Origin of the sequence: Pseudonocardia halophobica (assembly GCF_050948485.1) — a bacterium.
GTDB lineage: Bacteria > Actinomycetota > Actinomycetes > Mycobacteriales > Pseudonocardiaceae > Pseudonocardia > Pseudonocardia halophobica.
Map to the genome: position 1 here is coordinate 3,261,847 of NZ_CP192046.1, position 12,077 is coordinate 3,273,923.

At 74.8% G+C, this 12,077-nt stretch carries 10 protein-coding genes; 7 read left to right on the top strand and 3 right to left on the bottom strand.

Annotation, left to right across the window (positions count from 1 at the left end):
- Window positions 1-144: 144 nt before the first annotated feature.
- Window positions 145-1,299: an acyl-CoA dehydrogenase family protein gene (locus ACQP04_RS15720; protein WP_433507770.1), complete on the top strand. Its 1,155-nt coding sequence runs from the start codon at window positions 145-147 to the stop codon at window positions 1,297-1,299.
- Between the two features lie 122 nt (window positions 1,300-1,421).
- On the opposite strand, the gene pruA is transcribed toward ACQP04_RS15720, so the two are convergent.
- Entirely contained in the window at window positions 1,422-3,056 is a 1,635-nt protein-coding gene (gene pruA, locus ACQP04_RS15725; protein ID WP_433507771.1) for an L-glutamate gamma-semialdehyde dehydrogenase, read from the bottom strand.
- 22 nt (window positions 3,057-3,078) lie between these two features.
- On the bottom strand, window positions 3,079-3,984 hold the full coding sequence (locus ACQP04_RS15730) for a proline dehydrogenase family protein (protein WP_433507772.1): 906 nt from the start codon (window positions 3,982-3,984) through the stop codon (window positions 3,079-3,081).
- Window positions 3,985-4,123: 139 nt separating this feature from the next.
- On the opposite strand from ACQP04_RS15730, the gene ACQP04_RS15735 reads away from it, so the two are divergent.
- The 6 genes from ACQP04_RS15735 (at window position 4,124) to ACQP04_RS15760 (ending at window position 10,806) form a co-directional block, all read left to right on the top strand.
- The gene (locus tag ACQP04_RS15735; protein ID WP_433507773.1) at window positions 4,124-5,272 is read left to right on the top strand and encodes a PucR family transcriptional regulator; all 1,149 of its coding nucleotides are present in this window, start codon (window positions 4,124-4,126) and stop codon (window positions 5,270-5,272) included.
- 122 nt (window positions 5,273-5,394) lie between these two features.
- Window positions 5,395-6,744: a GAF domain-containing SpoIIE family protein phosphatase gene (locus tag ACQP04_RS15740; RefSeq protein ID WP_433507774.1), complete on the top strand. Its 1,350-nt coding sequence runs from the start codon at window positions 5,395-5,397 to the stop codon at window positions 6,742-6,744.
- A gap of 61 nt (window positions 6,745-6,805) precedes the next feature.
- Window positions 6,806-7,564, top strand: a complete 759-nt coding sequence (locus ACQP04_RS15745; RefSeq protein ID WP_433507775.1) for an ATP-binding protein — start codon at window positions 6,806-6,808, stop codon at window positions 7,562-7,564.
- 139 nt (window positions 7,565-7,703) lie between these two features.
- Entirely contained in the window at window positions 7,704-9,362 is a 1,659-nt protein-coding gene (locus tag ACQP04_RS15750; protein WP_433507776.1) for a PP2C family protein-serine/threonine phosphatase, read from the top strand.
- Entirely contained in the window at window positions 9,359-10,447 is a 1,089-nt protein-coding gene (locus ACQP04_RS15755) for a cobalamin B12-binding domain-containing protein (RefSeq protein WP_433507777.1), read from the top strand. The genes ACQP04_RS15750 and ACQP04_RS15755 overlap by 4 nt, the downstream gene beginning before the upstream one ends.
- Window positions 10,444-10,806: an STAS domain-containing protein gene (locus tag ACQP04_RS15760; protein WP_433507778.1), complete on the top strand. Its 363-nt coding sequence runs from the start codon at window positions 10,444-10,446 to the stop codon at window positions 10,804-10,806. The genes ACQP04_RS15755 and ACQP04_RS15760 overlap by 4 nt, the downstream gene beginning before the upstream one ends.
- Before the next feature lie 3 nt (window positions 10,807-10,809).
- On the opposite strand, the gene ACQP04_RS15765 is transcribed toward ACQP04_RS15760, so the two are convergent.
- On the bottom strand, window positions 10,810-12,045 hold the full coding sequence (locus ACQP04_RS15765; protein ID WP_433507779.1) for a sensor histidine kinase: 1,236 nt from the start codon (window positions 12,043-12,045) through the stop codon (window positions 10,810-10,812).
- Window positions 12,046-12,077 lie beyond the last annotated feature (32 nt).

Here is a 12,077-nt window from a genome sequence, read left to right on the forward strand (position 1 = left end):
CGAGGGGCGGCCCGGGCCCAGCGGGTGCGGACGTCCGCGGGCGGGGGCAGGGTGGACGGTCTCACACCGGCACGGCCTGGCCGGGCTGCGGCACCGGCCTCTATATTCTACAGAATCCTGAGAGGCGCGACGAGGGGTCCGAGCATGAGCACGTTGAGCACCGAGGAGCGGGCCGTCGTCGAGACGGTGCGGGACTGGGTCGACCGCGAGGTGAAGCCCGTCGTCCGGGACCTCGAGCACGCGAACGAGTACCCCGAGAAGCTCATCGAGCAGATGAAGGAGCTCGGGATCTACGGCCTGGCCATCCCCGAGCCGTGGGGCGAGGCGCCGGTGTCGATGCCCTGCTATGCCCTGGTCACCGCCGAGCTGGCCCGCGGCTGGATGTCGCTGGCCGGCGCGATGGGCGGGCACACCGTGGTCGCGAAGCTGCTGTTGACCTTCGGGACCCAGGAGCAGAAGGACCGCTACCTGCCGCGGATGGCGACCGGCGAACTGCGCGCGACCATGGCGCTCACCGAGCCCGGCGGCGGGTCGGACCTGCAGAACATGGCGACGCACGCGCGGCTGGACGGCGACGAGTACGTGATCAACGGGTCCAAGACCTGGATCTCCAACGCCCGCCGCTCCGGCCTGATCGCCTTGTTGTGCAAGACCGACCCGAAGGCCGAGCCGAAGCACCGCGGGATCTCGGTGCTGCTGGTCGAGCACGGCCCAGGGCTCACGGTGTCCAAGGACCTGAAGAAGCTGGGCTACAAGGGCGTCGAGGCCTGTGAGCTGATCTTCGACGACATGCGCGTGCCGGCCTCCGCGGTGCTCGGCGAGGTCCCGGGCAAGGGCTTCGCGCAGATGATGAAGGGCCTGGAGACCGGCCGGATCCAGGTGGCCTCCCGGGCGCTGGGGGTCGGGCAGGCGGCGTTCGACGACGCGCTGCGCTACAGCCAGGAGCGGGAGTCGTTCGGCAAGCCGATCTGGCAGCACCAGTCCATCGGGAACTACCTGGCCGAGATGGGCACCAAGCTCACCGCCGCGCGCCAGCTGATCCTGTTCGCGGCGGAGAAGTTCGACGCCGGCGAGCGCTGCGACATGGAGGCGGGTATGGCGAAGCTGTTCACCTCCGAGATCGCGATGGAGGTGGCGCTCAACGCCGTGCGGATCCACGGCGGCTACGGCTACTCCACCGAGTTCGACGTGGAGCGCTACTTCCGGGACGCCCCGCTGATGATCGTCGGCGAGGGCACCAACGAGATCCAGCGCAACGTCATCGCCGCCCAGCTCGTCAAGCGCGGCGGCCTCGACTGACTCCTCGAGAAGCGAACGGCGCTCTCGCTCACCAGGTATGAGCGAGAGCGCCGTTCGTGCAGGTAGGCGCGCCGGATGAGCGAACGGGCCGCCGGCTCACCAGGTGTGAGCGAGAGCGCCGTTCACCTGTCTCGGTGCATGTGCGGGTAGGTGTGGTCCGTGGGCGGGACGAGGGTCTCCTTGATCGCCCGGGGGCTGGTCCAGCGCTGGACGTTGAGCATCGAGCCCGCCTTGTCGTTGGTCCCCGAGCCGCGGCTGCCGCCGAAGGGCTGCCGGGAGACGATCGAGCCGGTCGGGCGGTCGTTGACGTAGAAGTTCCCCGCGGCGTGCCGGAGCACCCGGTGGGCGTCGTCGATCGCCGTGCGGTCGGTGGCGAAGACGGCGCCGGTGAGGGCGTAGGCGCTGGTCCGGTCCACGAGCTCCAAGGTGGGCAGCCAGTCCGCGTCGTCGTAGACGTGCAGGGCGAGCACGGGTCCGAAGTACTCGGTGGTGAAGGCCTCGTCGCCGGGGTCGCTGCCGACGAGCACGGTGGGGTCGACGAACCAGCCCTCGGCGTCGTCGCTGCCCCCGCCGACCAGGACGTCGAGCGAGGCGGTGTTCTTGGCCCGGTCCAGCGCCGTGCGGACCCGGCCGAAGGCGCGGGCGTCGATCAGGGCGCCGCCGAAGTTGCGCAGGTCGGTGACGTCGCCGTAGGTGAGCGAGGCGGTGACCTCGGCGAGCTCCTCGCGCAGCGCCGGCCACAAGGAGCGGGGCACGTACGCGCGGGAGGCCGCGGAGCACTTCTGCCCCTGGTACTCGAACGCGCCGCGGACCAGCGCGGTCGTCAGCGGAGCCGGGTCGGCCGACGGGTGCACGACCACGAAGTCCTTGCCGCCGGTCTCGCCGACGATCCGCGGGTAGCTGCGGTAGCGGTCGAGGTTGTCGGCCAGCGTGCGCCACAGGGTCTTGAAGGTGGCGGTGGAGCCGGTGAAGTGCAGGCCCGCGAATCCCGGGTCGGTGAGCGCGACGCGGGACACGGCCAGTCCGTCGCCGGTCACGAGGTTGATCACGCCGGGCGGCAGGCCGGCCGCCTCGAGCAGCCGCATCGTGTACTCGGCGGCGAGCTGCTGGGTCGGCGTGGGCTTCCAGACGACCGTGTTGCCCATCAGCGCGGGCACCGTCGGCAGGTTCCCGGCGATGGCGGTGAAGTTGAACGGGGTGATGGCCACGACGAACCCGTCGAGCGGGCGGTGGTCCATCCGGTTCCACTCGCCGGGGACGCTGCGCGGCTGCTCGGCGAGCACCCGGCGGGCGTAGTGCACGTTGAACCGGAGGAAGTCGATCAGCTCGCAGGCGGCGTCGATCTCGGCCTGCTGCACGGACTTCGACTGGCCGAGCATCGTGGCCGCGTTGACCGTGTCCCGCCAGGGCCCGGCGAGCAGGTCGGCGGCACGCAGCAGGACGGCGGCGCGCTCGTCGAAGGGCAGGGCCGCCCACTCCGGGGCGGCGGCCTTCGCGGCGGCGACGGCCTCGGCCACGTCGGCGTCGGTGGCGTTGGCCGACACCCCGATCATCGAGCGGTGCCGGTGCGGCTCGACGACGTCGAAGCGCTCGCCGGAGGCCATCCGGCGCTTCCCGGCGACGGTCATCGGCAGGTCGGGCCGCTGTCCGCGCAGCTCGGCAAGCTTGGCCTCGAGCGAGGCGCGCTCGGCCGTGCCGGGCGCGTAGGTGTGCACCGGCTCGTTCGCCGGCTCGGGGACGGTGGTGATCGCATCCATGATCGACTCCTCGGAGAACGGATCAGCGGGTGAGGAGGGCGCGCAGCAGGAAGCCCAGGTTGGCGGGGCGTTCGGCGAGCCGCCGGGCGAAGTAGCCGTACCAGTCGGCGCCGTAGGGGACGTAGACGCGCATCCGGTACCCGGCGGCCGCGAGCCGGTGCTGCTCGGGGACCCGGACGCCGTAGAGCATCTGGAACTCGAAGGTCGCCGGGTCGCGGCCGGACCCCTCGGCCAGGGCGATCAGGCGGGGATCGTGCGTGGCGACCATCGGGTGGCCGGGGCCGGCCATGAGGATGCGCAGGCAGCGGTCGTACGAGGCGTCGACCTCGGCCTTCGCCGTGTACGCGACGGACGCGGGTTCGGCGTACGCGCCCTTGACCAGCCGCACCCGGGAACCCTCCCGGGCGAGATCGGCACAGTCGCCCTCGGTGCGCCGCAACGCGGCCTGGACGACGGCGCCCACCCACGGGTGCTCGGCGCGCAGCTTCGCGACCGTCTCCAGCGTGGTGTCGACGGTCGTGTGGTCCTCCATGTCCACGGTCACGGTGGTGCCGGCGCGGTCGGCGGCGGCGCAGATGGCGGCGGCGTTGTCGAGGGCGAGGGTGCCGGGCAGGGCCGCGCCGAGGGCCGAGAGCTTGACCGACACCTCGGCCCGGTCGGCGAGGCCGTGCGCGGCGAGCCCGTCGAGGGCGGCGACGTACGCGTCGCGGATCGCGGCGGCCCGGGCGGCGTCGGTGGTGTCCTCGCCGAGGTGGTCGAGGGTGACGAGCAGGCCGGCGGCGGTGAGGTCGGCGGTGGTGGCGAGGGCGGAGTCGAGCGTGTCACCGGCGACGAAGCGGTCGACGACCCGGCGCGCGGCGGGCGCACCGGTCATGAGGCGACGCACCAGCGGTCGGCGGCTGACGGCGAGGACGGACGTGCTGAACACGGCAGGTCTCCCTTCCGGCCCCCGGCGCGGCGGACAGGGCCGACGGGCGCCGGTGTGCAGCCCACGGTAGGGAGTTCCCGTTTCCGAGCCCATGGCCGGATGTCCGAGCTTGTGGGCCAGATCCTCATACACTTGTCCGATGGAGCTGCAGGAGCTCGTCGACGAGGTCTCCCGCGTGCTGGGCGAGCCCGTCGTCCTCGAGGACCGGGACTTCAACCTGGTCTGCTACGGCGCGCACCCCGACGAGCTGGACCCGGTCCGGCAGCGCTCGATCCTGCACCGCCGCTCCGCTCCCGAGGTGCAGGACTGGTTCGAGCGGTTCGGCATCGCGACCAGCGAGCGGCCGGTGCGCACGCCGGCCGACCCGGGCTTCGGCGTCGTCGCGCGGGTGTGCCTGCCGGCGCGCTGGAACGGCGTGACCTACGGCTACGTCTGGGTGCTCGACGCCGCCGGGCGGCTCGCCGGGCCGGAGGCCGACGAGCGGCTCGACCGCGTGATGCGGCACGCCGCACGTGCCGGCACGATCATGGCCGGTCAGGCGCGCACCCGGGAGTACCTCGCCGAACGGGCCCACGACCTGCTGGCCGGGGACCCCGCGACCGCCGAGATCGCGGCCGCCGAGATCGACCGGCTGGGCGCGCTGGCCCGCGACGTGCCGGTCCGCGCGATCGCCCTGCACCTCGCCGACGGCGGCCCGGTCCCCCCGCTCAACCTCTGGCGGTTGCCCCGGGCGGCCGTCGCGACCGCCGCCGACGATCCCGCCGACCCGACCGTAGTGCTGCTGACGCCGTCGGCCGACGCGGACCACCTCGCCGAGGCCGCCCGCCGGCTCTACGCCGACCGGCTCGACGGCGTCGAGCAGGCCCGGCTGGTGGCGGGCGTCGGCGGCGAGCGGGCGGACCTCGTCGGGCTGCGGGACAGCGTCCGCGAGGCGCGGCTCGCCGCCCGGGTCGCGCACGAGGTGCCCCGGCTGCGCCCGGTGGCGCGGTGGGACGCCCTGGGCACCTACCGGCTGCTCGCCTGCGGGCCGCGGCCGGCGCTGCGCGAGGGCGCGATCGACCCCGCGGTGCGCCCGCTCTTCGACCACCCGGTGCTCGCCGAGACCGCGGCGACCTGGCTCGACCTGGCCGGCAACGCGCAGCGGACGGCCGAGGCGCTCGCCGTGCACCGGCAGACCCTCTACTACCGGCTGGGGCGCATCGCCCAGCTCACCGGCCTGGACCTGGCCGACGGCAGGGACCGGCTCACCCTCCACCTGGCCCTGACCTTCCGGCCGTTGGTCGGGTGAAGGCCGGTCGGTGGGCACCCGGCACACCGCGGCCCTTAGCATCGGGAGGGTTATTCGAGTTCGGCACCGTTCAGCCCAGTGCGGTCGCGGATCGCACCCCGGCAGCGGACGGTGAGGTGGGAGTGAGCGCGAACAGCGCCGACAGGACGGGCGTGCAGTCGCCCGGCCGGGTCGCGGCCGTGCACGCCACGCGCCTGTTCGAGACCGGACCGGAGGAGGCGTTCGACCGGCTCACCCGGCTGGCGGCGATCATCCTCGGCACCCCGATGGTCGCGCTCACGGTCGTCGACGACGTGCGCTCGTTCCTGAAGGGCGCGCCGTATCCCGAGGCGATCACCGGCCCGGCCGGGACGTACGAGTCCCCGGTCCACGACGCCGCGTGCCACGTCGTGATCGACGCCGGCGAGGAGATCTACGCCCCGGACGTGTCGCTGGAGCCGCGGCTGCGCGATCTCCCGCAGATCAAGGAGTTCGAGGCAGCCGCCTGGCTCGGCGTGCCGATCCTCGATCCCGACGGCTACGTCGTCGGCAACTTCTGCGCCATGGACCGGGTGGTCCGCGAGTGGACGGACGAGCAGCGCGAGGGCCTGCGCGGCCTGGCCCGCGCGGCCGGCGGCGAGATCGCGCTGCGCCTAGCGCTGGCCGAGTCCGCCCGTGCGGCCGCGGAGGCCGAGCGGCACGCCGCCGAGGCCGCGGAGCTGGCCCGCACCCTGCAGGCGAGCCTGCTGCCGCCGCACCCTCCCACGCTCCCCGGCGTGACGATCGGTGCCTGCTTCGTGCCCGGCGGGACCGGCGTCGAGGTGATGGGAGACTTCTGGGACGTCGTGCCCGCTGCCGGCGGCTTCGGCCTCGTCGTCGGGGACGTGTGCGGCAAGGGCGCCGCGGCCGCCCGCACCACGGCGCTGGCGCGCTCCGCCGTCCGCACGGCGGCCCTGGGCGAGCCCGCGGACGGGGACGGGGCGGCCGTGCTGCGGACGGTCAACGAGGTGCTCCGCGGCTGGTACGCGGACCCGCTGTTCGGCGGCCGCATCGGCTTCGTGTCGGCCACCTACGCCACGTTCCACCGGCCCGCGGCGGGCGGGACCTGGCAGGTCGACGTCGTCGGTGCGGGTCATCCGCCGGGCCTTGTCCGGCGCGCCGGCGGCGGGGTGGAGCACCTGACGGGCGGCGGCATGATCCTGGGCCTGACCTCGGGCGCGGCGCTCGGGACGCAGCGCCTCGAGCTCGCCGCGGGGGACGACCTGGTGCTCTACACGGACGGCGTGACCGAGGCGCACCGGGTCGGCGACCCCGACCAGTTCGACGAGTCCGGGCTGGCCGCGGTGCTCGCCGGCCTGCCGCCCGGCACCGGACCGCAGGAGACCGCGGAGGCGCTCGTCGGGGCCGCCCGGGCCCGGTCGGACGGCCGCTCGCCGGACGACGCGGGCGTGGTCGTCGTCCGGATCGGGGACCCCCACCTCACGAGGCGTTAGCGCCCGGGGTGAGGTGTACGAGTACCGGGAGAGCGACGTGGGCGACGGGGAAGGGGGCCGGGTGACCGTTCCCGAGCACGACGACGCCTCGTCCCAGCTGCGCGCGGTCACGGCGGCGGCGGGCGGGACGGCCCACGTGCACCTGGTCGGGCGGCTCGCCCCCGAGACCGCGCCCGACGCCGTCGCGCACCTCGCGGGGCTCCTGCAGGGCTACGACCGGGTCGTCGTGGACCTCGACGAGCTGCGGGTCGAGCGGCTCAGCCTGCTCGCCGTGCTGGCCCGGGCCGCGCGCGACGCCGGCGGGTGGCCGGACGCCCGGCTCGCCCTCGTGGCCCGGGACGGCCAGCTCCGGCAGATGCTGCGCGCGGCCGGGGTGGCCGACCGGGTCGCCGTCGCCCACGGCCTCGACCTTGCGCTCGACCGGGCCGAACGCCGCCCGGCGGTCGTCGATGCGAGCTGGACCTTCCCACCCGAGCCCGAGATGGTGGGCCGCGCGCGGCGCGAGGTGGACCGGCGCCTGGCGGCGTGGGCCTTCCCGGGCGACCCCGAGGACGTCGCGCTCGTGGTGAACGAGCTGGCCGCCAACGCCGTCGAGCACGCCAAGACCACCTTCACGCTCACCGTGACGCTGGACCGGACCGGCGTGCGGATCGCCGTCGGCGACCGCTCACCGCTGCCGCCCGTCCTCCGGCCGCACGATCCCGGCGCTGCGCGCGGCCGTGGCCTCCAGCTCGTCGACTCGCTGGCCGAGGAGTGGGCCGTCGTCGACCGGGGCGAGGGCAAGGTCGTGTGGGCCCACGTGGTGCCGGGATGGCGTTGATCCGGGGAATCCCCAGGCGCTCGGGACGGTTGCACGGCGTTCATGCCCTTTGGACAGAGCCATCGGCATGCGCGACACTGATCGGACCCGACCCGAACGGGATGAGGTGACAAGGGGCCGCCCCGGCGCTCCCGTACCCGTGACAGAGCCCGAGCACCCCACGAGCGCGGCGGTCCTCGAGATCGACGCGCGGATCGACACCGCGCCGTACCCGGCCGTGGTGGCGGATGCTGCCGGGATCGTCCAGGCCCTCAACCGGGCCGCGCGCACGCTGCTGCCCGGCGTGCGCGTCGGCGAGACCCTCACCGCGACCGCCCCCGGCTGGCTGGCCGAGTCGCACGCGTCCCTCGCCGGCGACTGCCCTCCCGGCCGCGGCCCCGGCGACGCCGCGCAGGGCTGGGTCGACCGGCGCAGCCTCGAGGGCCACCCCGTCCGGCACGACGACGGCACGGTCACCTGGTGGCTCGTCGACGACACCGACACCCGGCTCGCCCGCGAGGCGCTGCGCACCGAGCAGGCCCGCACGGCCTTCCTCACCGAGGTCTCCACCGCGCTGCTCGGGTCGCTGAACCTGCAGCGCTGCATGGAGACCACGGTCACGCTGGCGACCGAGAACCTCTGCGACGCCGCGATCGTCATGGCCCCGGCCGGGCGCGGCGGCCGGTACCCCACGGTGACCGCCGTCCGCGGCGGCGCCGTCGTGCACGACGTGCTCGACGTCGACGCCGAGGAGGTCCCCGGCCTGGCCGAGGCGCTGCAGGGTTTCCCGCCCGTGCCCTCGCGCTGGCTCGACCCGATGTCGGTCCCGGAGTGGCTGCGACCGACCGGGTTCGGCGAGGTCGGCTCGATCGTCGTCACCCCGCTGCCCGGGCACGGAGTGCCGGCCGGTGCGCTGATCCTCGTGCGCGGCGCCGGCGCCGCCGAGTTCAGCGAGGAGGAGGAGGTGGTCGCGCGGCTGTTCGCCACCCGAGCCGGCGTGGCAATGTCCGCGGCCCGGATGTACGACCAGCAGGCGTCGATCACCGAGACGCTGATGCGGGACCTGCTGCCGCCCACGGTGCACCAGCTCTCCGGCGTGGAGTTCGCGGCCCGGTACCGCGCCTCGCAGGACGGCGACCGCATCGGCGGGGACTTCTACGACGTGCACCCGGCGAGCGAGGAGGACGAGGAGTCCCTCGTCGTGCTCGGCGACGTCTGCGGCAAGGGTCTCGACGCCGCCGTCCTCACCGGGAAGATCCGCAGCACCCTGCACGCGCTGCTCCCGCTCGCCGACGACCACCTGCGCATGCTGCGCCTGCTCAACGGTGCGCTGCTGAACACCCACGACGCGCGGTTCGCCACGCTGGTGCTCGCCTCCGTCGCCCGGGACGGCGCCGGGGTGCGGCTGCGCCTGACCTGCGGTGGCCACCCGGCCCCGCTGGTCGTGCGGGCGGACGGGCGGGTCGAGGAGGTCCCCACGCGCGGCACCCTCATCGGCGCGATGCCGGACGTCGGGGCCACCACGGCCGAGGTGACGCTGGGCCCGGGCGAGACGTGCCTGATGTACACGGACGGCATCACCGAGGCGAAGGGCGGTCCCTTCGGCGACGAGCTGTTCGGCGAGCACCGCCTGTACCGGGCGCTCGGCGAGTGCGCCGGGATGCCGGCCGAGGCCGTGGTCGAGCGGGTGCAGATGCTGGCGTCGCAGTGGCTGGGCCGCGGCACGCACGACGATATGGCCGTACTGGCGATCACGGCTCCCCGCGGGCAGCACCTGACCGCGGTCGGGGGGCACGGACGAGGCAGGTACACCGCATGACCGGTCCGACGACCCGGACCCCGACCGGGCCCGAGGAGTCCCTCCGCAAGTACACCGACGCGCTGTGGTCCGCCGCGATCGCCGGCGACGAGTACGCGGCCACCGACGCCGTGCTGGGCGCGCTCGACGCCGGCGTCGACCCCGAGGCCGTGCTCCTCGACGTCGTGGGCGCCGTGCAGCGCAAGGTCGGCCGCGAGTGGGCGGCCAACCGGATCAGCGTGGCGCAGGAGCACACCGCCACCGCCATCGACGAGCGCGTGATCGGCGCTGTCGGGCACCGGGTGCGCACCCAGCCGCACCGCGGCCGGGTCGCCGTGGCCTGCGTCGACGGCGAATGGCACGCCCTGCCGGCCCGATTGCTCGCCGAGGTGCTGCGGCTGCGCGGGTTCCGGGTCGACTACCTCGGCGCCCAGGTGCCCGCGCCGCACCTGGTGGAGCACCTGCACCGCACCGCCCCCGAGGCCGTCGCCATCTCGGGCTCGATCGCGACCCGGCTGCCCACCGCACACGCCACCATCACCGCCTGCCGTGCCACCGGCGTCCCCGTGATCGCGGGCGGCGCCGCCTTCGGCTCGGACGGCCGCTACGCCCGGCTCCTCGGGGCCGAGGCCTGGGCGCCCGACGCCCGCGCCGCGGCGGACCGGCTCGCGGAGGGCCCGCTGCCGCGGCCGGAGAACAGCACGCAGGCCATCGACGACCTGCCGCACCTCGCGGACCAGGAGTACACGATGGTCACGCGGACCGCGCCGCAGCTGGTCAAGGCAATGTACACGGGGCTGGAGCTGAAGCTGCCGGTGATGGCGCGCTACACCGACCAGCAGCGCCAGCACACCGCCGAGGACCTCGACCACATCGTGCAGTTCCTGGCGACCTCGCTCTACACCGGCGACGACGAGCTGTTCGGCCGCTTCCTCCGCTGGACCGCGGAGATCCTCGAGGCCCGGTCGGTGCCTGCGGCCTTCCTGGTCCCCGCCCTCGAGCTGCTGGGCGAGGAGCTGCGGGACTTCCCGCGGGCCACGGCCCTGCTGGAGGGCGCCCAGGCGCAGTTCTCGGCCTCCCTCGTCGGCACGAAGGAGTCCGCGTGACGGCGGGGCAGCGACTCACCTGCACCTGGGCGCTCGCCGGGCGGCGCACCGGCCGGCTCACGATCGCCGGCGACCTCGACTACGACCACGCCGACGAGATCAACCGCGTCCTGGTCGAGCACCTCGTGGCGCACCCGGGCCTGCGTGCGGTGCACCTGGACTGCGCCGAGGTCGCCTTCTGCGACTCCTACGGCCTCGCCGCGCTGCTCATGGCGCACCGGCACATCCGGGGCGTGGGGGCGCGGCTGCACCTGGACAACCTCCAGCCCGGCCTCACCCGCCTGCTCGAGCTCACCCGCACGCTGGAGTACCTCACCGCCGAGGCCACCCCCTCCCGCGCGGAGAAGTTCGACACCTGACGCCTAGGCCGGGTCGGCCGGCACCTCGACCGTCACGACGGTGCCGGAGGCGGGGCCCGGGGCGATCGTCAGCTGCCCGCCCGCGGCCTCGATCCGCACCGCGTGGGAGGCCAGGCCGATGTGTCCGCCGCGCGGGCCGGCGGCGCCGGGCCCGATCCCGACGCCGTCGTCGGCGACGACCATGCGGGCGCGGCCGCCGAGGAAGGTCAGGGTGACGTCCGCGGTGCGGGCCCGGGCGTGCTCGGCGACGTTGGCCAGCAGCTCGCGGGCGGTCCGGTGGAGCAGGGGATCGGCGGTCGTGCGCAGGTCGGCGGGCCAGCCGTCGGCCCGGACGTCGGCGACGAACCCGCCCCGGGCGGCCGCGGTCGCCGCCAGCTCCCGCACCGCCGCCGGCAACCCGGCCTTCGCCAGCACCGCGGGGTGCAGCTCGGCGACCGTGGAGCGCAGCAGCCGGGAGGTCTCGGTGAGCGCCCGGTCGAGCCGCTCGAACGCCTCGGGGTCGCCGGAGTCGCGGGCGTCGTCGAGGTCCATCCGCGCCGCGAGGACGTACTGGAGCGCGCCGTCGTGCAGGTGCTCGGAGAGCGAGGTGCGTTCGCGCTGCTCGAGGTCGCCGAGCTCGCCGAGCAGCTCGCCGCGGGTCTGCACGAGCCGCCCGATCTGGGCGACCCGGGAGCGCTGGATCCGGGAGAGCCCGACGCAGCCCGCGGCCACCCCGGCCGCGATCGCCGTGCGCAGCAGCAGGGAGCTCCACGGCTCCAGGTTCGCCTCCATGGTCGCGATCCCCGCGACGAGGTAGACGACGACCGTCGGGACCACGACCGCCGCGCACACCCGCGGGCGGAGCTGGGTCGCGGCCAGCACCGGGAGCAGGAGGAACCCCGTCGTCACGACGTCGGAGGTCCAGCTCTGCGGGGTCGAGACCCCCGTGAGCAGGGTGAGTGCCGCGAGCACCACGAGGTCGCCCAGCAGCGCGACCCATGCGAGCCGGACCGCGCGGTCGCCGCCGCGCTGCACCCGGACGGCGATCGCGAGCGCGAACAGCGCGTAGCAGGCGGCGATCACCGCGCAGGTGACGATGTCGTGGGCCGGCGGCACGAACGCCACCGTCAGGGCCACGAACGCGACCAGCACCCAGCGCAGGGCGACCTGCAGCCGGACCCCTCGGCGGGCGTGCTCGACGGCCACCGCCAGCACCGCGGGCCCTCCCGGCGGGACGGGTGCGCCGGTCGGAGTGCTCATCCATCCACCCTTCGGTCGTGGTCCCCGCATCC

What these genes read in the sequence shown, in the direction of transcription:
- ACQP04_RS15720 (WP_433507770.1), top strand. Translation starts at nt 145, where the DNA reads ATGAGCACGTTGAGCACCGAGGAGCGGGCCGTCGTCGAGACGGTGCGG.
- pruA (WP_433507771.1), bottom strand. Translation starts at nt 3,056, where the DNA reads ATGGATGCGATCACCACCGTCCCCGAGCCGGCGAACGAGCCGGTGCAC.
- ACQP04_RS15735 (WP_433507773.1), top strand. Translation starts at nt 4,124, where the DNA reads ATGGAGCTGCAGGAGCTCGTCGACGAGGTCTCCCGCGTGCTGGGCGAG.
- ACQP04_RS15755 (WP_433507777.1), top strand. Translation starts at nt 9,359, where the DNA reads ATGACCGGTCCGACGACCCGGACCCCGACCGGGCCCGAGGAGTCCCTC.
- ACQP04_RS15765 (WP_433507779.1), bottom strand. Translation starts at nt 12,045, where the DNA reads ATGAGCACTCCGACCGGCGCACCCGTCCCGCCGGGAGGGCCCGCGGTG.